Here is a 20,013-nt window from a genome sequence, read left to right on the forward strand (position 1 = left end):
CCGAGCCGGGCTAGGAGCCGGGCTCGGCTGCGCCGTCCGCGGGCGTCGGGTGTTTGGTGTGGAGGACCTCGCGGGCCTGTTCCGCGGCGCGGCGGGTGTTCTCGCTGACGAAGTCGAGGAAGCGGGCGACGTTCTCCAGGCGGGCGGCGGCGGGAGTGCCGGTGCCGAGGACGCCGACGCCCTGACGGGCGACCTCGACGACCTGGGCGATGGCGCGGGCGCTCGCCATCATCGACTGGTACCAGACGTCGTCGTCGACGATGTAGCGCTCGCGGCGGCGTTCGCCCTGTTCCCGGCGGACCATGCCCTGGCTGTCGAGGAACGTGATCGCCTTGGAGATGGACGCCGGGCTGACCTGGAGGCGCTGGGCCAGTTCGGACGCGGTGAGGCTGCCGCTGTCGGTGAGGGTGAGGCAGGCCATCACCCGGGCCATCATCGTGGGCATGCCCGAGGCCATCATGACGGTCGTGAACGTCTCTTCGTACTCGCGTACGGCTTCGGCGTCGCGCCCGTGAGCCTGCTCGGGTGCCTGCGCCTCGCGGGGGGTGGTCCGGCGGCGGCGGTGGGCGCGGCGTTCGGTGGCGCGGTGGGCCATCTCGGCACGGTAGGCGGTGGGGCCGCCGTTGCGCATCACCTCGCGCGTGATCGTCGAGGTCGGACGATCGAGGCGTCTGGCGATCTCCGCGTAGGCGAGGCCGTCGGCCAGCCCCAGCGCGATCTGCTGGCGTTCCTGCTGAGTGAGCCTGCCTCCCGGCATCGCTGTCTCCTTCGTGCTCCGTGGTACGCCCACCATAGCGTTCACCCTCATTTCATTGCAACGCATGCGTGAGAGCTGTTGCGTTAGCTTCAAGCTCGTTGCAACAATTTATCGGCCATCACCTGCAATAACTGTGTCGATGCGCAACGTGCATGTTGCTAGAAGTGTGAATGCAACGTAGCTTTTCCATCGTTCGAAACAACGACTCGAAGGAGAGCACGATGCAGAAGTTCGACACCCCCACCCCGATCTCCGCCGTGCTGAACATCCCGGCCGGACGCGTGCGGTTCATCGCCGCCGACCGGACCGACACCACCGTCGAGGTCCGGCCCGCCGACGCCGCCAAGGGCCGCGACGTCAAGGCCGCCGAGCAGACCACGGTCGACTACCGCGACGGGGTGCTGCGGATCCAGGCCCCGGAGGCGAAGAACGAACTCTTCGGCCCCTCCGGAACCCTGGAGGTGACTGTCCAGCTGCCCGCCGGCTCCCGGGTCGAGGCGAAGGCGGCCGCCGCGGAGTTCCGCGGCGTCGGGCGGCTGGGCGACGTCGTCATCGACGGCGCGCACGGGCAGGTCAAGCTCGACGAGGTCGCGAGCGCCCGCCTCACCCTCCTGGCCGGCGACGCTCTGGTCGGCCGTCTGGACGGCCCCGCCGACATCACCAGCGGCAAGGGCGACCTCCGCGTCACCGAGGCCGTGCGCGGCACCGTCACCCTGCGCACCGGGCACGGCGAGATCTCCATCGGCGCCGCCGCCGGGGTCTCGGCCTCCCTGGACGCCGGCACCTCCTCCGGCCGGATCCGCAACGCGCTCAAGAACACCCAGGGCGCCGCGGCCCAGCTCGACATCCACGCGACCACCGGCTACGGCGACATCACCGCACACAGCAACTGACCAGCAGCGTCGACAAGGAGCACTCCCATGACGAACCCGGCCATCGCGGCGAACGGGCTGCGCAAGTCCTACGGAGACAACGTCGTCCTCGACGGCATCGACCTGACCGTGCCCGAAGGGACGATCTTCTCCCTGCTCGGCCCGAACGGCGCCGGCAAGACCACCGCCGTCAAGATCCTCTCCACTCTCATCTCTCCCGACCCCGGCTCCGGCGAGCTCCGCGTCGGCGGCCACGACCTTGCCGTCGACCCGCAGGCGGTGCGTGCCGCGATCGGTGTCACCGGGCAGTTCTCCGCCGTCGACGGCCTGATCACCGGCGAGGAGAACATGCTCCTCATGGCGGACCTGCACCACCTGTCCAAGCCCGAGGGGCGACGCGTCACGGCCGAACTCCTGGAGCGTTTCGACCTGGTGGAGGCCGCGGGGAAGCCCGCCTCCACCTACTCCGGCGGCATGAAGCGCCGCCTCGACATCGCCATGACCCTGGTCGGCGACCCGCGGATCATCTTCCTCGACGAACCCACCACCGGCCTCGACCCCCGCTCCCGCCACAACATGTGGCAGATCATCCGCGAACTCGTCACCGGCGGCGTCACCGTCCTCCTCACCACCCAGTACCTGGAGGAGGCCGACGAACTCGCCGACCGCATCGCGGTGTTGCACGACGGAAAGATCGCCGCCGAGGGCACCGCCGAGGAACTCAAGCGGCTCGTCCCCGGCGGGCACGTCCGGCTCCGCTTCACCGACCCGGCCGCCTACCGGTCCGCCGCCTCCACGCTGCGCGAGGCGACCCGGGACGACGAGGCCCTCGCCCTGCAGCTCCCCAGCGGCGGCACCCAGCGCGAACTGCGCTCCGTACTCGACCAGTTGGACTCCGCCGGCATCGAGGCCGACGAACTCACCGTGCACACCCCCGACCTCGACGACGTGTTCTTCGCCCTGACCAGCACCGACCAGCCCAAGGAGACCGTCCGATGAGCACCTTCTCCCTCGCCGTGCGCGACTCGTCCACGATGTTGCGCCGCAACCTCCTGCACGCGCGCCGCTACCCCTCCCTCACCCTGAACCTGCTCCTGACCCCGATCATGTTGCTGCTGCTCTTCGTCTACATCTTCGGAGACGTGATGAGCGCGGGCATCGGCGGCAGCGACCGCTCCGACTACATCGCCTACATCGTTCCGGGCATCCTGATGATGACCATCGGCGGCACCGTCGTCGGGACCGCCGTGTCCGTCTCCACCGATATGAACGAGGGCATCATCGCCCGCTTCCGTACCATGGCGATCCACCGCGGTTCCGTCCTGATCGGGCACGTCGTCGGCAGCGTGCTGAGTTGCGTCGCCAGCGTGGTCCTCGTGGGCGCGGTCGGTGTGGCCATCGGCTTCCGCTCCACCGATGCCACGGTCCTGGAGTGGCTGGCGGCCTTCGGGCTGCTCGCGCTCTTCTCCCTGGCGCTCACCTGGATCGCGGTCGGCATGGGCCTGTCCAGCCCGAACGCCGAGGCGGCCGCCAACAGCGCGCAGCCGCTGATCCTCCTCCCGCTCATCTCCAGCGCGTTCATCCCGGCCGACACGATGCCGGGCTGGTTCCAGCCGATCGCCGAGTACCAGCCCTTCACCCCGGCCATCGAGACCCTGCGCGGTCTGCTGCTCGGCACCGAGATCGGCCACAACGGCTGGCTCGCCCTCGCCTGGTGCCTGGGCCTCGCGGTGCTCGGCTACTTCTGGTCGGCCTCGAAGTTCAACAGCGACCCGAAGTAACCGCCATGACACCGCGGGCCACCTCCCGCAACCCGTCCCACCTCCCGCAACCCGTCCCACCACAGGGCGGCGTACCCGACACGGCGTCGGCGTGCGCCGCCCCGTTCGTCCGCAGGTCGTCCGCGGGGCAGATGCGGACACCGAGTTCCCAAGCCCGAGCGCGGCGGGACGCGCCCCCGCCCCGCCCCCGCCCCGCCATCGCTCCAACGCTCGGAAGCCCTCTCCCTGCGTCTTCAGCCCTGCGCGGTCAGGCCCTGCGTCTTCAGTCCTGCGTCTTCAGCTCAGCGCCTTCGCGATCGCCGAGATCGCCTCGGGCCCCACCCGGCAGCACCCGCCGATCAGCCGGGCCCCTGCCGCCCGCCACCCCTCCACCTGCGCGGCGGTGAACGTCGACCGCCCGGTCCAGGCCCGCGCGGACGCGTCCCAGGTCTCGCCGCTGTTCGGGTAGACGACGACCGGCTTGCCGGTGACCCGGACGGCCGTCTCGATCGCGCCGTCCACGTCGTCGGGCGAGCAGCAGTTCACGCCCACGGCGACGACCTCCTCGGCGTCGGCGGCGAGCGCGAAGGCCTCCTCCAGCGGCTGCCCGGCGCGGGTGCGGTCGCCGGCGACGGTGTACGACAGCCAGGCGGGCACGTCCAGGCCACGGATCGCCCGCAGCAGCGCCTCGGCCTCGTCGGTGTCCGGAATCGTCTCCAGGGCCAGGACGTCCGGGTGGGCGGCGGCCAGCGCCTCGATGCGGGGCCGGTGGAACCCTTCCAACCCGGCGACGCTCAGCCCGTACCGGCCCCGGTACTCGGAGCCGTCGGCGAGCATCGCTCCGTACGGGCCGACCGAGGCGGCCACCAGCAGAGGGCGCGAGCCGCCCCCCGCCTTGGCCGCCACCGCCGCGTCCACGGCCAACTCGACACTCAGGGACATGAGTTCGGTGGCCCGCTCCCGTCGGATGCCGCGCTTGGCGAAGCCCTCGAAGGTGGCCTGGTAGCTGGCGGTGATCGCCACGTTCGCGCCCGCCTCGAAGTAGGCGAGATGGGCCTCGGTGATCGCCTCCGGGTGCTCCACGAGCAGCCGCGCCGACCACAGCTCGTCACTGAGGTCGTGCCCGGCGGACGCCAGCTGGTTGGACATACCGCCGTCGAGGACGAGGGTCTCGGCGGCGAGGGCCGCGGCGAAGGGGCCGACGGGAGGACCGGGGACGTGGGGGAAGCTGCCGGGTGCGTTGCTGGTCATGCCGACGACGGTAGTCGAGCCGCGGAGGCGGGAACACTCGATTGTGTCCAGTCCATGAACAGATTGACCACCATGTGGAACGCGGCGGTACGATCACGCCCTCCCCGTCCCCGCCCCGCCCATCCCCCGGGAACCGCCATGACCACCACCAGTACCCCCGAGGCCACCGAGCCCGAACCGGCCCCGGCCACGGAATCCGGGACCACCCCGGCACCCGAGCCCGGCACGAGCGCGGCGGCCCCGGGCCGCAAGTTCGGCCTCGCGGCGGCCACCGCCCTCGTCATGGGCAACATCATCGGCGGCGGCATCTTCACCCTCCCCGCCGCCGTCGCCCCCTACGGCACGGTCAGCCTGCTCGCCTTCGCCGTCCTGTCCGTGGCCGCCGTCCTGCTGGCGCTGCTCTTCGGGAAGCTGGCCAGGCGCAGCCCGGTCACCGGCGGCCTCTACGTCTACCCGCGCGACGCCTTCGGCCCCTTCGCGGGCTTCCTGTCGGCCTGGTCGTACTGGACGATGTGCTGGGTCAGCATCGCCGCGCTGGCCGTCGGCGTCGTCGGTTACGTCGACGTCCTGATACCCCTGGGCGACAGCAAGGTCGTCCTCGCGCTGGTGGCCCTGGCCGCCCTGTGGCTGCCGGCCGCCGCGAACTTCGCGGGCACCCGCTACGTGGGCGCCGTGCAGATCGTGTCCACCGTGCTGAAGTTCGTGCCGCTGCTGCTGGTCGGCACCATCGGCCTGTTCTTCATCGACACCGACAACTACGGCCCCTTCAACGCCTCCGGCGAGAGCGCCCCCGGCGCGCTGGCCGCCGCTGCCGCCCTCCTCCTCTACAGCTTCCTGGGCGTCGAGTCGGCCGCCGTCAGCGCCGGCGAGGTCCGTGACCCGGAGCGCAACGTGGGCCGCGCCAGCGTCCTCGGCACGCTCGCCTCCGCGCTGGTCTACATCCTCGGCACGGTCGCCGTGTTCGGCCTGGTCCCGCACAAGGAACTCGTCGAGTCGGGGGCGCCCTTCGCCGACGCGGTCAACTCGATCGCCGGCGGCACCTGGGGCGGCACGGTGATCGCGCTGGTCGCCGTCGCCTCGATCGTCGGCTGCCTCAACGGCTGGGTCCTGCTCAGCGCCCAGATGCCGTACGCCGCCGCCCGCGACGGCCTCTTCCCGAAGCCCTTCGCCCGAGTCGGCAAGGGCGGCGTCCCCGGCTTCGGCGTCCTCGCCACCGCCGTCCTCGGCACGCTCCTCATCGTCGTGAACTACGCGGACGACCCGGAGACCGCCTTCCGTGTCCTGGTGCTCATCACCACGTTCACCGGCTGCGTCCCGTACCTGCTCTCCGCGGCCGCCCAGCTGTACTGGCTGGCCCGGGGCACCCGCGAGCGGGTCCGTCCCGCCGGACTGGTCCGCGACCTGATCGTCGCCGCCCTCTCCTTCGCCTTCTCCTTCTGGCTGATCGCCGGCGCCGGCTACGCGGCCGTCTACCAGGGCGCCCTGTTCCTCTTCGCGGGCATCCCGGTGTACGTGTGGCTGCGGGGGCGGCAGGAGGGGGCCGAGCGAGCGAGCGGCACCGAGGACACGGCGGACGCCACCGCCTAGACACACCGAACCGGCGGGCCCCGGAACGGGACCCGCCGGTCACCCGCTGGATCAGCAGGAAGCCTGCCAACGGTGGGAGCGGATCCTGGCGTTGAAGTCGTTGTCGAAGCCGCCGTTCTGCCCGAAGCAGTAGCGGGTGCCGCTGTAGTTGGCGCCCGTGTAGAGGACGACGTAGTTGTACGAGGACGACGTGCCGCGGTTCCAGACGGACCTGACGTTCTGGGTGTCGGACCACGAACACTGGATGCTGCCGCTCCACCAGTCCGGATCGGAGTTGGTCCAGGCACACCGGCTGCCCGTCCCGTTGATGCCGGTCCAGACGCACACGTCTCCGGTGTCGCACTCCCACGCCTGCGGTGCGGCACTTGCGGAACTCGGTGCGATCAGGCCCAGGGAGGCCGTGGCGACGGTGAGGGCCGCGGCGGCGAGGGCCCTGCGGATCCGACGGCGCCCGCGGCTCGGCTTCTGGTCGTGCTCCTGCTCGTACGAGGACATCCCATGGCCTTTCTTGTGGTCGATGCCGTGACCCGTGGCGGGCGTCGGCACGCGACCGCTCGAACAGCACGGCGGTCGGCGTGCGACACCGCACCCCCGAATGTGTCAACGGGCCTACGGCTGGCGGGAATTCATGTTCCCGGCCCGGCATGCCACTGTCATGCTCATGCGAGTCTGCTGACACTTCGCAGGCCGACCACGAGGGCCCACGGAGAACCGGATGCTCCGCTTTCATTTCATGTCCGAGGACCTGACCAAGGTCAGAGTGGCGACCGAGCCGCACGCGCTCTGGGAGATCGCGGTCAGTCTGCACCGGCTCCAGACCCGCGAAGGACGCTGGGCCTACGCGCCCTGGTTCCGTACCGCGTGTGCCTCGTTGCGCCGGGCCGGGCTCGAACGGACGGTGAAGACCTTCCTGGTGCCGCTCTTCCCGCGCGCCAGCTACTTCCCGGACTTCCTGACACCACCCGAGGGCACCCAAGGACTGGCTGCCGGGCTGGAGGCCGTTCTGGCGACGCCGCGCGAGCGGGTCGTGCGCGAGGTCGACGCGCTCACCCGGACCGTCGGCGCCCCGGCCTGGGTCCGCCGGCTCGCCGAGCGGGACATGCGTGAACAACTCGTGGACGCCCTGCGCGCCTACCACCGGGCAGTGATCGCCCCGCACGAGGAGCACATCCAGGAACGCCTGTACGCCGAGCGGGCCCGCCACGCGCGCACCCTGTTCCACGCCGGCACCGAGGGGCTGCTGGCCGGGTTGGGGCCCACGATCCGCTGGCGGCCACCGGTCCTGGAGATCCATCCGTACCCGGACCACCGCGACGTCCACCTCGCAGGGCGGGGGCTGCTCCTGATCCCCTCCCACTTCTGCTGGAACGCGCCCATCGCCCTGGCCGACCCCGGACTCCCGCCCGTGCTGCTCTACCCCCTCCACCACCGGCCGGCGACGTCCCCGGACGCGGGTTCCCCGCCGCTGCACGCGCTGCTCGGCCCCACCCGCGCCGCCATCCTCAGAGCCAGCGCGTCCGGCTCCACCACCACCGAGGCCGCCCGCCGGGCCGGTGTGACCCCCACGACGGCGAGCCATCACACCGGAGTACTGCGCGACGCCGGCCTGATTGCCAGCCACCGCCACGCCAACACCGTCCTGCACACCCTGACCCCACTCGGCGCCGCCCTGCTGGACCACAAGTCCCGGCAGGCGGCTGAGTAGATGTTCCTTGATCTCTGGCCGTGAGGTGCGTGCGCCTGAATGATCTGAGTTGTGGCCGGCGGGACGGCTCGGCGGTACTCATGGGCTGATCCGGTCAACTGGAGTTGGCCGGCGCCACGGGTTCAAGAACACCTTGAAGAGGGCTGACAGCGGCCCGGCGGACGGGGTCGGGCGGACGCCGACCCCCGTACAGCGACCGCCCGACCGTCACACGTCCCGCGTGGTGAGAGTTCCGTCTCAGCTCGCGGCGGCGTGCCTGCCGCCTCCCCGCCGGTTGTTCCTGCGGCGCCGGGTCATCGGCACCAGCAGCCCGGAGAGACCACCGAGGGCCAGCGCGTACGGCCACCAGCCCAGGCCGCTGTCGGCGGAGGCGCTCGCGTTCTGCGTACGGGTGACCCGGGCGCCGGAACCGGAGCCGGCGCCCGAGGCGGCCTTGACGGCCGGTGACGGGTTCGCCTTCGCCGCCGTCAGCACGACGTCGTTGCCGTCGCCGCCCCGGTAGCTGATCCGGTACGTGTTGTCGGCGAGCCTCACCTTGGCGCCCTCGCGCAGTCCGGTGAACGTCCCGGTGTTCCGGCCCTTGCCCCGGTGGTCGATCACGGTGATCCTCTCGCCGGGCCCGCCGACGGCGGCCAGCGCCGCGAAGTCCAGCCCACCGGCCAGCCGCACCGCCCCGTTCACTTTCAACGGTCGCTCGCGCAGCACCAGTTCGCCCTTCTCGGCCTGGGTGTAGCCGCCGGTCACCGTGAGTCCGGCCACGACCACGCCCGCGTTGGTCACCGACCCCTGCACCGTGCCCCGGCCGGACAGCGACCTGGTCACCTTCAGCCCGGCCGTGCCCACGTCGAGCTTCGCCCCGGCGGTGGTGAGCCGAACGGCCCGGCTGTGGGCGAGAGTCGCCCCCGAGCGGAGCGCCAGCGTGCCCTTGGTGACGGTCGTCGCCCCGGTGTACGTCACCGCGCCGCCCGTCAGTGTCGTGGTGGCCGTGCCCGACTGGACGAGCGAGCCGCTGCCGCCGACTCGCGGCAGGGTCACGGGCTTCGAGGTGTTCCGGATGATCAGCGAACCGTTGTTGACCACCTTGCAGAGGTCGCCCTTGGTGTACAGGCCGCCGTCGCCGCCTGACCTGCCGCTGCCCAGCCGCAGCACGGCGCCCTTCTCGACGGTCGTCGAGCCGTCGTAGTACTGGACGGCGGCGAAGGTGACGTCGTTGCCCTTCGTCCCCTTGACGACGATGTCCCCGGCGCCGGGCGCGGCCAGTGTGTCGTGGAAGCGGCCGCCGCCGATGGGGGCGCCCAGGGTGACCGGCCCGTTGTAGTCGAAGGTGAGCAGTGAACGGGAGCGCGCGGCGAGGAGGTTGATGTAGACGGTCTGGGCCGTGCCCGGCATGAAGATCTTGTTCGTGGTGCCGTCGCCCCACTGGACGTTCGCGCCCTTGATGTTGGTGCCGCGCTTGTTGACGTTCTTCCGTGCGGGCGTCCAGTTCAGGGCGGGGTCGCTCAGCGAGGGGTTCCTGTCTCCGCCCTGGTCCGACCAGCTGTACTGGCCGGTGAGGATCACCCGGCTGCCGGGCCTGGACTGGACGTTGATGTCGCTGCCGTACTCGCGCTGGTAGAAGTCCATGCCCTGGGTGACGGTCCGCCCCAGCGGGGTGTCCACGGTCCAGGTGCCCTGGTTGAGGACCTTGCGCGCGTTCGGCAGGGAGGTCGCGAACTCCGGACGGCCGGCGTTCACCTGCGTGCCGTTGTCGATCACACCGGTGAAGGGATGGGTGCCCGACAGGTCCCAGGTGGCCCACAGGAACCTCGGCTGGCTGACCAGGCCGGAGCCGCTGATGGTCCCCAGGTTGTACTGGACGTTCTTCAGGGCGAGCCGCAGGGTGCCGTCGACCCGGATGTTGTTCTGGTTGAGCCGGAACGCCGGGGTGCCGTACGGGTAGTGGCCGATCACCCCGGTCGAACCGCTGTCGCCGTACTGGAGGGTCGCGCCCTTCGCGACGGTCACGGCCGGCGGGTCCGGGTTCGTGGTGGTGACGTAGGGGTGGTTCCCGCCGAGTGTCCTCACGCTCTGCCGCTGCCGGGACTTCGGCAGGGTGAAGTCGCTGTCCCGGGTGAGGACCAGAGTCCCGGAGCCGCGCACGGTGAGCGTGCCCGTGCCGCTGAACACGCCGTCGTACGTGGTCGTCCCGGACGGCACGGTCACCACCGTGTCCCCGGCGAGCGTCACGTTCCGCCCGGCCAGTACGTCGGAGGTCGCGTCGCGGGGGCCGGCGGCGGTCGCGGTCGGGGCACCGAGCATCAGGGCGGTGACCGCCAGGGCTCCGGCGGCCGCCGCTGTCTTGTGGGGTTGGCTGCGCACGACATCGGAGACGGTCGGGGGGCCACCCCGATAACAGAAACTTCGCGAAGTCCGGGTTCTACCCATGGGTTCGTTCCTGTGAGCTTGTGTTCGTCTCGCCCGACCCGTTGACCTCGGCGTAACACGCCCTTACCTTTTCGCCGTTCGGAATGACTGATCTTGTGCGAAATGTCGAACGAATCTGTTTTCTTTTGTGTCCCCCCGCGTCCCCCCACGTGCAACACCCTGCAGAGAGGCAGCCCACATGCCCCGCGAGCACGAACTTCCCGAACCTCCCCACCGGCGCCTGCTTCTGAAGGGGGCCCTGGCCGCCGGCGCCCTCACCGCCCTGCCCGCCGGCGTCGCCAGGGCGTCCACGTCCCCGGCACCCACGTCCCCGGCACCGACGTCCCGGCCGGCCACCTCCCGGCCGCCGTACGTCAATCCGCTGGTCCGCAACCGCGCCGACCCGCACATCAACCGGCACACCGACGGCTTCTACTACTTCACGGCGACCGCGCCCGAGTACGACCGGATCATCCTGCGCAGATCCCGCACCCTGCGCGGACTGTCGACGGCCGACGAGTCCGTCATCTGGCGCAAGCACGAGGCGGGCGCGATGGGCGCGCACATCTGGGCGCCGGAGATCCACCGCATCGACGGCAAGTGGTACATCTACTTCGCCTCCGCGCCCGCCGAGGACATCTGGGCGATCCGCATCTGGGTCCTGGAGAACTCCCACCCCAACCCCTTCAGGGGCACCTGGGTCGAGCGCGGGCAGCTGAAGACGGCCTGGGAGACCTTCTCCCTGGACGCCACCACCTTCACCCACCGGGGTTCGCGCTATCTCGCGTGGGCGCAGCACGAGCCCGGAATGAACAACAACACCGCGGTCTGGCTGTCGAAGATGGCCGACCCGCTGACCCTGACGGGACCTCAGGTGCGGCTCACCACACCCGAGTTGGACTGGGAGGTCATCGGCTTCAAGGTCAACGAGGGGCCGTCGGTCATCAAGCGCGACGGCCGGCTCTTCATGACGTACTCGGCGAGCGCGACCGACTTCAACTACTGCATGGGCCTGCTGACCATCGACGCGGACGCCGACCTCATGGACCCCGCCAACTGGTCGAAGTCTCCGACACCGGTCTTCACCAGCAACGACACCACCAAGCAGTACGGGCCGGGCCACAACAGCTTCACCGTCGCCGAGGACGGATGCACCGACGTCCTCGTCTACCACGCCCGCCAGTACAAGGACATCGTCGGCGACCCGCTCAACGACCCCAACCGCCACACCCGTATCCAGCGCCTCGGCTGGAAGCCCGACGGCACCCCCGACTTCGGAGTCCCCGTAGCCGACACATCCACCACGAGCACCGAGTAAGGAGAGCTGAGATGAGACGTGCGTACGCGATGCTCCTCGCGCTCTGTCTGGCGCTGGCAGGCGCCCTCGTCACCGCCGGCCCCGCCCAGGCGGCGGCGCAGACCGTTCCCAACGGCACCCAGTTCACCGACAGCGCCGGCAACGCCCTGCACGCCCACGGCGGCGGGGTCATCAAGGTCGGCTCGTACTACTACTGGTTCGGCGAGAACCGGAACTCCGACAACACCTTCCGGTACGTGTCGGCCTACCGCTCCACGGACCTGAAGAACTGGGAGTTCCGCAACCACGTCCTGACCGAGGCCACGGACCCCGAGCTGGCGACCGCCAACATCGAGCGGCCGAAGGTGATGTACAACGCCTCCACCGGCAAGTTCGTGATGTGGATGCACAAGGAGAACGGCACCGACTACAGCGAGGCCCGCGCGGCCGTCGCCGTCTCCGACACCGTCGACGGCAACTACACCTGGCAGGGCAGCTTCCGCCCGCTCGGCACCCACATGTCCCGTGACATCACCGTCTTCGTGGACACCGACGGCACCGGCTACATGATCTCGGCGGCCCGCGAGAACTACGACCTCCAGATCTACCGGCTCACCGCCGACTACACCGGCATCGCCGCCCTCGTCGCCGACCCCTGGCACGGCGGCCACCGCGAGGCACCGGCCCTGTTCAAGCGGGGCGGCGTCTACTTCATGCTGACCTCGGGCGCCACCGGCTGGAACCCCAACCAGCAGCAGTACGCCACCGCCACCAGCATCGCGGGTCCCTGGACGGCCATGGCCAACGTCGGCGACTCCACGACCTTCGGCTCGCAGACCGCGTACGTCCTCCCCGTGCAGGGCACCTCGACCACCTCCTACCTCTACATGGGCGACCGCTGGGGCAACTCCTTCGGCGGCACGGTCAACGACTCCCGCTACGTCTGGCTGCCGCTGACCTTCCCGACCTCCACCACGATGTCCATGTCCTGGTCGCCCGAGGTCACCGTCGACACGGCCACCGGCACGGTCAGCGGCACCAGCGCCACCTACAACACGCTGATCGCCCGCCACTCCGCCAAGTGTGCCGATGTCACGAGTCAGTCGCTGTGGCCGGGCGCCCAGATCAAGCAGTACACCTGCAACGGCGGCAACAACCAGAAGTACTGGTTCAAGTCCGTCGGCAGCGGCTACTACCAGCTGATGACCCGTCACAGCACCCTGTGCGTCCAGGAGAACGCCAACACGGTCACCCAGGAGAAGTGCAACTCCTCGTCCACCGGCCAGCAGTGGTCGCTGACCACCTCGGGCAGCTACGTCAAGGTCGTCTCCCGCGCGAGCGGTGAATGCCTGGACGTGAACGGCGCGTCCACCGCCGACGGCGCCGCGATCATCACGTACACGTGCAACAGCGGGACGAATCAGCAGTGGACGCGCGGAACATGACGGTGTCTCAGCTCAGGAGGTCGATCGCGTCGATCGACGTCCCCGCGCTGAGATAGGACGTCGCCCCCGAACCGCTCACCACGTTGATCTTCAGCACGTTGTACTGACTCGTGTCCGACAGCCAGGCGGACGCCGGGACGCTGTAGGTGAACGTGTGGTTGTTGCCCCGGTAGGACCCGTTCGTCAGCGACCGGGTGTTCGGCTGGGTGGGCGGGGAGGGGATCGCCGAGGTCCAGGTGTCGTTGACGACGACCTGCGGCCGGCCGTTGGCGTAGGCCGTCGTCACACCGATGCGCAGGGTGTGGGCGGCGGCGGCCTGCGCGGCGGTCAGCCGGAAGTACACGAGGAGACCACTGTTCACGTCCTTCCAGAGGTAGCAGGGGAAGCCCGAGGTCTCGGTGCCGCTGCCGATGACCACATTGCCGGTCCAGGCGGCGGCCCGGACGTCCGAGGGATGCGCGTACGTCATCAGGTCGGCGTTCTTGAAACCGCTCGGCGTGCCGTTCCAGTCGTTGATCCGCCAGATCGTGCCCGCGTTGGACGGGTCGTTCGAGGACGGGACCGCGATCGAGTTCAGCGTCGTCGTACCCCCCGCGGTGACCGTCACCGAGGTTGTGTACACCGCCAGCTCACCCTTGAAGACCGTGAGCGTGTACGTCCCCGGCAACACCCCGGAGACGGAGAAGTAGCCGTCCGACGCCCGAGCCGAACCCCAGTACTGCGCGGCCGAGTTGGCGAGCCCGACCGTGTACGCGTACGACGTGTTCCGGCCCGTGATGCCGACGCCCGCCACCCGGCCCCGCCCGCTCGCGGAGACGTACCCGCTCAGGCCGAGCGAGTCCGCCCACGACGTGGTCAGCGTGCCCGGGAACAGCGACGAGGAGGGCGCCCCGCCGTCCGTGAAGGCGATGACGTACGGGCCCTGGAGGCCGAACCGCTGCTCCTCGGTCTGGTTCTGGCCGTAGTACAGGATCTCGTAGAGGCCGCCGCCGTCAGCGCTCTGGTGGCGCAGCAGGGAGCGGTAGAAGGGACCGCCGGACGCCTTCTCGTGGTTGCTGCGGACCATCCACAGGCCCACGCTGCCGGTCGTCCAGCCGACGTAGTCGTAGTCCATCACCCGGAGCTTGGAGTAGTGCTTGGAGCGGGTCTGGCCGTCGGACTTCGCGAAGACGTCCGAGGCCTCGATGGTGGTGGGTGCGTAGGTGTAGGAGTCGGGCTGGTCGTTGAGGAAGAGGCCCGCCTTCACGCGCACGATGTAGCGGGTCGCCGAGACCGAGGTGTCGGCCTTGTTGGTCCACAGGTAGATGTTGTTCTCGCCGCTGCGGGCCGCGTAGTAGTGCCTCAGCGTGCCGTAGGTGACGGAGACGAGGATCGTCGAACCGGACTGTCTGATGGTGACCGTGGAGCTGCCGAGGCCGGACTCGATGTGCGAGTTCATGCCGCCGTAGCCCTGGTACTCCGTGCCCCGGTAGACGAGCGAGGACAGGTCGCCGTTGCTCTTGCGGACCTTGAAGACGAGGCTCGCGCCGGTGTCGATCACGTAGTTGGTGCCGTCGTCGGTGTAGCCGAAGGCCGCGGCGCGGGCGGTGCCGGCCAGCGGCCCGGCGAGCGCGGCTCCGGCGGCCGTGGCGGCGGTGCCGACGACGAAGCCGCGGCGGCCCAGGCCGGGAGCGGTGACGGTCGGTCTGTCGGTGGATTCGGACATGGGGGTCCTCCTCGGGTGGTGTGGGGGGAGTGCGGGTGATTCGGAAGGGTGACAGTTGAATCGTTTTCGCGAAAGGGCTTTCGCGGCACGGAAGTTGGTAATCATGTGAATACGTGCTGACATCTAGAAAGCGCTTGCCAAACGATGTACCGTCCAGCCGCCGGGCCTTGTCATTCCTCGGGAGGAGCCGCAATGAGACGTTTCACCATCGCCGCGCTGACAGTGGCGACGACCCTGGGCGCCGTGCTCACCGCCGTGCCGGCCGAGGCGGACTCGGGTCGGCCCGTGCTGGGCTTGGAGAACTGCGTCGCGAACGTCTGCCACTTCGACGTCCCCGCCGGCACCTACGACGTGAGGGTCCGCCTCGGAGGTGAGAGCGCGGCGAGCACGAGGATCACCGGCGAGACGCGCCGCACCTTCCTGGCGGAGACGGCGACGGACGCCGGCGAGCACGTCCGCCACACCTTCACCGTCGACGTCCGCACCCCCGAGGGTGAGCCGACCGGCGCCGACGGCACCGCCGGCCTGGACCTCGTCATCGGCGGCTCGGCGCCCGCCCTCGCCGACATCCGGGTGACCCCCTCCAAGGGGTCCCGCCAGATCTTCCTCGTCGGCGACTCCACGGTCTGCGACCAGCCCGGCGACCCGTACTCCGGCTGGGGCCAGCAGCTCCCGCAGTACCTGAGGAAGGGCGTCTCGGTCGCCAACCACGCCGACTCCGGCGAGAGCACGGTGTCCTACCTCGCCGACCCGCGGCTGTGGGCCACCGTCCAGCCGCGGATCCAACGCGGCGACCTGGTCCTGATCCAGCTGGCCCACAACGACAAGCAGACCGACGAGGCCACCTACCGGGCCAACCTCGAAACCCTGGTCGCGGGCGTCCGCGAGAAGCGCGGCAAGCCGGTCCTGGTGACCCCCATCGTCCGCCGCTGGTTCAACTCCGACGGCACCCTGAACAACAACACGGCCCTGCTGGTCAACGGCCTCGGCGTCGATCACCCGGCGGTCACCCGCTCGGTCGCCGCCGCCCACGACGTGCCCCTGATCGACCTCACCGCGAAGACGAAGGCGCTGGTGGAGTCCCTGGGCACCGAGGGCTCCAAGGCGCTCTACCTCTACAACGAGAAGCGCGACAACACCCACACCTCGGTGCACGGCGCGACCGTCTACGCCGACCTCGTCCGCGACGAACTCGTCGCCCAGGGTCTGGTGCCCGAGGGGAAGACCAGGGTGGGATAAGACCCCTGGGGCGTTCCGACCGGAACCGGGGCGCCCCAGGTCTGTACGCGGGAGGGCTCGGGGGTGCGGGTTGTACGGCGGGTGCGGGTGGGTGAGGGCTGGTCGCGCAGTTCCCCGCGCCCCTCGAAGGACCAACCCCCATCCACCCGCAGATGACGAACTCACCCGGCCACCCCCGAACTCCCAGCCAGAAAGCGCACCACATGCCCTCCCAGCCCCAGGACGACCGCACCCTCAGCCCGTACACCGGCTACACCCGAGCCCACTGGGAGGCGGCAGCCGACTCGCTGCTGGCAGCAGTCGAGCCGTACGCGACCGCCGACGGAGCGCTGTACTACTTCCCCGGCGACCGCACCAGCTGGACGGGCCGGCTCTCCGACGGACTGGAGGGATACGCCCGTACGCTGCTGCTCGCCGCCTTCCGCCGCGACGAGAAGGCGCTCGCGCGGTACGCGGACGGCCTCGCGGCCGGAGTGTCCGGCGTCTGGCCCCGTATCGAGGACCGCAGCCAGCCCCTCGTGGAAGCCGCGTCGATCGCCTTCGCGCTGCGCATCACGCGGGAGGTGCTCTGGGACCGGCTCGACGACGGCGTCCGGCAGCGGACGGCGGCCTGGCTCGCCGACGCGCTCACCGCCGAACCCTGGCCCTGCAACTGGGAGTTGTTCCCGGTCACGGTCGGCGGCTTCCTCGAAGAGATCGGCCATGAACCGGAGCTGTCCCGCCGGGTGATCGACCAGCGGCTCGACCGTATCGAGCAGTGGTACCTCGGCGACGGCTGGTACACCGACGGCGACGGCCGCAAGTTCGACTACTACAACGGCTGGGCCATGCACCTCTACCCGGTCCTGCACGCCTGGCTCGCGAACGACGAACGCCTCCTGGCCCGCTACGGCGACCGCCTGTCGGCCCATCTCGCCGACTACGCGCGCCTGTTCGGCGGCGACGGCGCCCCCCTGCACCAGGGCCGCTCCCTCACCTATCGCTTCGCGACGACCGTCCCGCTGTGGCTGGGCGCCCTCACCGGCCGTACGCCGTTGTCGCCGGGCGAGACGAGGCGGCTGGCGTCGGGCGCGCTCAAGTACTTCCTCGACCGGGGCGCGGTCGACGAGCGGGGCCTGCTGTCCCTGGGCTGGCACGGCCCCGACCCGGCAGTCCTGCAGGGCTACTCGGGCCCCGCCTCCCCGTACTGGGCCAGCAAGGGCTTCCTCGGCCTGCTCCTGCCGCCCGACCACGAGGTGTGGACGGCGACGGAGGAGCCGGGACCGGTGGAGCGGGAGGACGAGCTGCGCCCCGTGGGGCCGCCCAACTGGCTGCTGCAGTCGACGCGTTCGGACGGCCTGGTCCGCCTCCACAACCACGGCAGCGAGGACGTCCGCTACGACCCGTTCTACACCCGGCTCGCGTACTCGACGGTGACGGAGCCCGTGCCCCTCGCGGAGCCCGCCGAGGCGTACGACAACAGCGTGACCGTCGGCGGCGACGCCGGCCGCGTCGGCATCGAGCCGCTGGGCGTGGGGGAGGGCTGGGCGGCCTCCCGGCACTCGGTCGGTGAGACAGGCGCGCGGGTCACGAGCCTTGTGGCGGCCCGGGGTGCGGTCGAGGTCCGGGCCCATCTGGTGACGGACGCATCCCCCGGCACCCCGGTGCGGATCACGGGATGGGCGGGGGCGGAGGGTGTCCGCGCGGAGCTTCTCCCGGGGCACGGCCTGTCGTCGGACACGGACGGACCGGGGCTCGTCGGCCGGACCGGAGAGGGAGCGACCCTCTTCGTCGCCGTCGCCCGCCTCACCGCCGACCCCGTCCCCCTGCCCCTCCCGGAGCTGGTCTCCGTGGAGGTGCGGGGGGTGTACGAGGTGTCCGTCAACTGGGCCAACGGCGAGCGGGCCCAGTTCGTGTTCACGGCGTCAGACGGGCTACCTTCAGCGTCTTCGTGGTCGGTGACGCCCCGTTGAGGGCGGTCGTGTAGGACGGGGTGACGGGGGCGTAGGCCCAGGTCAGCGTCCCGTCCTTCAGGACGGCGATGTCACCGGAGATCCGGGCCTTGACGACCTTGTCGGCGCCCTGGAGCTTGCCGCTCCAGTCGACGAGGCGGAAGTGGGTGCCGCTGAAGGTGCCGGTGCAGGTGCCGCTCGCGCACTTGGCGTTCTTCAGGGTCTCGTAGGAGACGAGGAGCCGGTTCTCGCCGTACGGGGCGACACGCACGTTGACGTGCTCGGTGCCCTTGGCGGAGGTGAGGTACACCGGCTTGCCCGAGGGCGTGTTGCGGTTCTTGAGGAACGCGACGGCGACCTGGTGGGTGCTGGTCCTCGGCTTGACCGTCCAGCCCCGCCCGCTGGAGTCGTCCGGGTTCTTCTTGGCGGAGGCGGCGCCGCGCGAGGCGAAGGCGGTGGCGTAGCGGCCGGTGGAGGACTTCACGATCTCGCCCGTGCGGCCGGAGAAGGTGCCGCCGCAGTAGCCGGCCCAGCACTGCTCGCGCTGGACGACCGGCGCGTTGTCGGGGGCGGCGATACCGGTGGACACGAACAGGCCCGACCGCCAGTCGTCGAAGCAGAGGGAGGTGAAGTTCCCGCTCGTCTCGGCGCGCAGGGCTATGCCCTCGTTGTGGGAGCAGCCCCAGCCCCAGCCGCCGCCGAGCTTCTTGCCCTTCGGGCCCACGTACGACAGCTTGTCGCCGAAGTGGCCGTCGGCGAAGCCGCCCGCGCCGTGCACGACGAAGTAGGCGCCGTACTTCTTGCCGTTCCAGGCGAGCTGGCCGTCGAGCAGCGGGGCCGTGTCGTCGGAGGAGGCGCCGGTGAGCTTGGTGCGCCAGGTCTGCTTGCCGTTCTGGTAGCGGATGAGCGCGGCGGCCGTCTCCTTCCACTTGTTGGTGTCGGAGACCCGGGTCAGCAGCGCGAACCCGTCGTTGTGCGCGACGAGACCACCGACCTCCTTCGTGCCCTTGACGACCGAATCGGCACCGGAGCGCTTGCCGGCCGCCGTCAGCGGCGTGACGTGGACGCCGTCCGACGCGGGCCAGGCGACCCGCAGCGTGCCGTTCGGCGCCACGGCCGTCGCCGTCCGCGTCCACTCCCGGCTGTTGTTGTAGCCGGCCGAGAGGTAGGGGAACTTCGCCGGCAGGCTCACGGTCGTGTTCGTGACGGTGAGATCACCGGCCGCGGGGGTGGGCGCCGCCCCGGCGGTCGCGTACCAGGCGCCCGCCAGCACGGACGCGGCCACGAGCGAGCCGATCACGGGCTTGCGCGCGAGGTGGCGACGGCGGTGCCGGGACGGGGCGGAGGGGGTGGGTGTTGCAGGTGTCATGTGCTGTGGTCGCCCCCGTCCGGCAGAAGGTTGCCGCCGGTGCGGAAATTGTTTGAGACCTCAAGGGGCAGCCCCTTGCGGTCGGCCCTCCGCGACGGGGCTACGTCCCCTCGGGGACTTCCCGGGGCCAGTGCGTGAGCGCCAGGTGCAGCGCCTCGACGGACCTGTCCCACGACCTCCGTACGTCGCGGGGCGCACCGAAGCCGCCCCCGGCCTCCAGGGCGCAGAAGCCGTGGAAGGTGCTGCGCAACAGCCGTACGGCGTCCGTGAGATCGGGTTCTTCGAGGCCGTACGCGCGGAGCATGCCGTAGGTGATCTCGGCGGTGCGGCGCAGGGCGGGGGAGTCGGTGACGAGGGCCTGGTCGACGGGGAGCTGTGTGGCCGCGTACCGGCCGGGGTGCCGGAGGGAGTACTCCCGGTAGGCCCCGGCGAAGGCGGCGAGCGCGTCCTTGCCGGCCCGCCCGGCGACGGCCGCCGCGATCAGGTCGATCATCTCGCCGCCGGCGAGCAGTGCCATCCGGCCGCGCAGGTCCTGGAGGTTCCTGACGTGCGAGTACAGGCTCGCGTCCTTGACCCCGAAGTGGCGGGCCAGGGCGGAGAGCGAGACGTTCTCGAAGCCGACCTGGTCGGCGAGAGCGACGGCGGCCGCGGTGATGCGGTCGGGGGTGAGACCGGCTCGGGGCATGGGCCAC

At 70.6% G+C, this 20,013-nt stretch carries 16 protein-coding genes; 9 read left to right on the forward strand and 7 right to left on the reverse strand.

What is annotated here, in order from left to right:
- Nucleotides 1–10: 10 nt before the first annotated feature.
- Nucleotides 11–757 carry a GbsR/MarR family transcriptional regulator gene (locus OG858_RS35840; RefSeq protein ID WP_319263730.1) on the reverse strand — a complete coding sequence of 249 codons (747 nt, stop codon included), beginning with the start codon at nt 755–757 and terminating at the stop codon, nt 11–13.
- A 221-nt stretch (nt 758–978) separates the two neighbouring features.
- On the opposite strand from OG858_RS35840, the gene OG858_RS35845 reads away from it, so the two are divergent.
- The 3 genes from OG858_RS35845 to OG858_RS35855 are packed head-to-tail and all read left to right on the forward strand — an operon-like array spanning nt 979 to nt 3,410.
- The gene (locus tag OG858_RS35845; RefSeq protein ID WP_319064547.1) at nt 979–1,650 is read left to right on the forward strand and encodes a DUF4097 family beta strand repeat-containing protein; all 672 of its coding nucleotides are present in this window, start codon (nt 979–981) and stop codon (nt 1,648–1,650) included.
- A 27-nt stretch (nt 1,651–1,677) separates the two neighbouring features.
- On the forward strand, nt 1,678–2,628 hold the full coding sequence (locus OG858_RS35850; RefSeq protein ID WP_319064548.1) for an ATP-binding cassette domain-containing protein: 951 nt from the start codon (nt 1,678–1,680) through the stop codon (nt 2,626–2,628).
- Nucleotides 2,625–3,410 carry an ABC transporter permease gene (locus tag OG858_RS35855; protein WP_086751442.1) on the forward strand — a complete coding sequence of 262 codons (786 nt, stop codon included), beginning with the start codon at nt 2,625–2,627 and terminating at the stop codon, nt 3,408–3,410. Before OG858_RS35850 ends, OG858_RS35855 begins: the two co-directional genes overlap by 4 nt.
- 276 nt (nt 3,411–3,686) lie before the next feature.
- Here OG858_RS35855 and mmuM read toward each other — a convergent pair whose 3' ends face one another.
- Nucleotides 3,687–4,640, reverse strand: a complete 954-nt coding sequence (gene mmuM / locus OG858_RS35860; protein WP_319322402.1) for a homocysteine S-methyltransferase — start codon at nt 4,638–4,640, stop codon at nt 3,687–3,689.
- 138 nt (nt 4,641–4,778) lie between these two features.
- On the opposite strand from mmuM, the gene OG858_RS35865 reads away from it, so the two are divergent.
- Nucleotides 4,779–6,227 (forward strand): amino acid permease, encoded by a 1,449-nt coding sequence (locus tag OG858_RS35865; RefSeq protein WP_319064551.1) that lies wholly within the window; start codon nt 4,779–4,781, stop codon nt 6,225–6,227.
- 51 nt (nt 6,228–6,278) lie between these two features.
- On the opposite strand, the gene OG858_RS35870 is transcribed toward OG858_RS35865, so the two are convergent.
- Nucleotides 6,279–6,722, reverse strand: a complete 444-nt coding sequence (locus OG858_RS35870) for a peptidase inhibitor family I36 protein (protein ID WP_086749936.1) — start codon at nt 6,720–6,722, stop codon at nt 6,279–6,281.
- Nucleotides 6,723–6,942: 220 nt separating this feature from the next.
- On the opposite strand from OG858_RS35870, the gene OG858_RS35875 reads away from it, so the two are divergent.
- A complete protein-coding gene (locus OG858_RS35875) occupies nt 6,943–7,932 on the forward strand; it encodes an ArsR/SmtB family transcription factor (protein WP_086749935.1) in 990 nt (329 codons plus the stop codon).
- A gap of 237 nt (nt 7,933–8,169) precedes the next feature.
- On the opposite strand, the gene OG858_RS35880 is transcribed toward OG858_RS35875, so the two are convergent.
- On the reverse strand, nt 8,170–10,290 hold the full coding sequence (locus OG858_RS35880) for an autotransporter (RefSeq protein ID WP_086749934.1): 2,121 nt from the start codon (nt 10,288–10,290) through the stop codon (nt 8,170–8,172).
- A 244-nt stretch (nt 10,291–10,534) separates the two neighbouring features.
- On the opposite strand from OG858_RS35880, the gene OG858_RS35885 reads away from it, so the two are divergent.
- Nucleotides 10,535–11,653 (forward strand): glycoside hydrolase family 43 protein, encoded by a 1,119-nt coding sequence (locus tag OG858_RS35885; protein ID WP_327725226.1) that lies wholly within the window; start codon nt 10,535–10,537, stop codon nt 11,651–11,653.
- Between the two features lie 11 nt (nt 11,654–11,664).
- Nucleotides 11,665–13,077: an RICIN domain-containing protein gene (locus OG858_RS35890; protein WP_328544059.1), complete on the forward strand. Its 1,413-nt coding sequence runs from the start codon at nt 11,665–11,667 to the stop codon at nt 13,075–13,077.
- 7 nt (nt 13,078–13,084) lie between these two features.
- Here OG858_RS35890 and OG858_RS35895 read toward each other — a convergent pair whose 3' ends face one another.
- Nucleotides 13,085–14,782: a rhamnogalacturonan lyase B N-terminal domain-containing protein gene (locus tag OG858_RS35895; protein WP_327748262.1), complete on the reverse strand. Its 1,698-nt coding sequence runs from the start codon at nt 14,780–14,782 to the stop codon at nt 13,085–13,087.
- Between the two features lie 192 nt (nt 14,783–14,974).
- On the opposite strand from OG858_RS35895, the gene OG858_RS35900 reads away from it, so the two are divergent.
- Both OG858_RS35900 and OG858_RS35905 read left to right on the forward strand, forming a co-directional pair.
- Entirely contained in the window at nt 14,975–16,021 is a 1,047-nt protein-coding gene (locus OG858_RS35900; RefSeq protein ID WP_327748261.1) for a rhamnogalacturonan acetylesterase, read from the forward strand.
- Nucleotides 16,022–16,224: 203 nt separating this feature from the next.
- A complete protein-coding gene (locus OG858_RS35905; RefSeq protein WP_327725230.1) occupies nt 16,225–17,973 on the forward strand; it encodes a DUF2264 domain-containing protein in 1,749 nt (582 codons plus the stop codon).
- Here OG858_RS35905 and OG858_RS35910 read toward each other — a convergent pair.
- Both OG858_RS35910 and OG858_RS35915 read right to left on the reverse strand, forming a co-directional pair.
- On the reverse strand, nt 17,918–19,321 hold the full coding sequence (locus tag OG858_RS35910) for a hypothetical protein (protein ID WP_327725231.1): 1,404 nt from the start codon (nt 19,319–19,321) through the stop codon (nt 17,918–17,920). The two genes, OG858_RS35905 and OG858_RS35910, sit on opposite strands and share 56 nt — an antisense overlap.
- 100 nt (nt 19,322–19,421) lie before the next feature.
- A complete protein-coding gene (locus OG858_RS35915) occupies nt 19,422–20,006 on the reverse strand; it encodes a TetR/AcrR family transcriptional regulator (RefSeq protein WP_327725232.1) in 585 nt (194 codons plus the stop codon).
- Between the last annotated feature and the right edge of the window lie 7 nt (nt 20,007–20,013).

It is taken from the genome of Streptomyces europaeiscabiei, from assembly GCF_036346855.1.
Classification (GTDB): Bacteria; Actinomycetota; Actinomycetes; order Streptomycetales; family Streptomycetaceae; genus Streptomyces; species Streptomyces europaeiscabiei.

Coding starts and splice junctions, on each gene's coding strand:
- OG858_RS35840 (WP_319263730.1), bottom strand. CDS start 757: ATGCCGGGAGGCAGGCTCACTCAGCAGGAACGCCAGCAGATCGCGCTG.
- OG858_RS35845 (WP_319064547.1), top strand. CDS start 979: ATGCAGAAGTTCGACACCCCCACCCCGATCTCCGCCGTGCTGAACATC.
- OG858_RS35850 (WP_319064548.1), top strand. CDS start 1,678: ATGACGAACCCGGCCATCGCGGCGAACGGGCTGCGCAAGTCCTACGGA.
- OG858_RS35855 (WP_086751442.1), top strand. CDS start 2,625: ATGAGCACCTTCTCCCTCGCCGTGCGCGACTCGTCCACGATGTTGCGC.
- mmuM (WP_319322402.1), bottom strand. CDS start 4,640: ATGACCAGCAACGCACCCGGCAGCTTCCCCCACGTCCCCGGTCCTCCC.
- OG858_RS35865 (WP_319064551.1), top strand. CDS start 4,779: ATGACCACCACCAGTACCCCCGAGGCCACCGAGCCCGAACCGGCCCCG.
- OG858_RS35870 (WP_086749936.1), bottom strand. CDS start 6,722: ATGTCCTCGTACGAGCAGGAGCACGACCAGAAGCCGAGCCGCGGGCGC.
- OG858_RS35875 (WP_086749935.1), top strand. CDS start 6,943: ATGCTCCGCTTTCATTTCATGTCCGAGGACCTGACCAAGGTCAGAGTG.
- OG858_RS35885 (WP_327725226.1), top strand. CDS start 10,535: ATGCCCCGCGAGCACGAACTTCCCGAACCTCCCCACCGGCGCCTGCTT.
- OG858_RS35890 (WP_328544059.1), top strand. CDS start 11,665: ATGAGACGTGCGTACGCGATGCTCCTCGCGCTCTGTCTGGCGCTGGCA.
- OG858_RS35895 (WP_327748262.1), bottom strand. CDS start 14,782: ATGTCCGAATCCACCGACAGACCGACCGTCACCGCTCCCGGCCTGGGC.
- OG858_RS35900 (WP_327748261.1), top strand. CDS start 14,975: ATGAGACGTTTCACCATCGCCGCGCTGACAGTGGCGACGACCCTGGGC.
- OG858_RS35905 (WP_327725230.1), top strand. CDS start 16,225: ATGCCCTCCCAGCCCCAGGACGACCGCACCCTCAGCCCGTACACCGGC.
- OG858_RS35910 (WP_327725231.1), bottom strand. CDS start 19,321: ATGACACCTGCAACACCCACCCCCTCCGCCCCGTCCCGGCACCGCCGT.
- OG858_RS35915 (WP_327725232.1), bottom strand. CDS start 20,006: ATGCCCCGAGCCGGTCTCACCCCCGACCGCATCACCGCGGCCGCCGTC.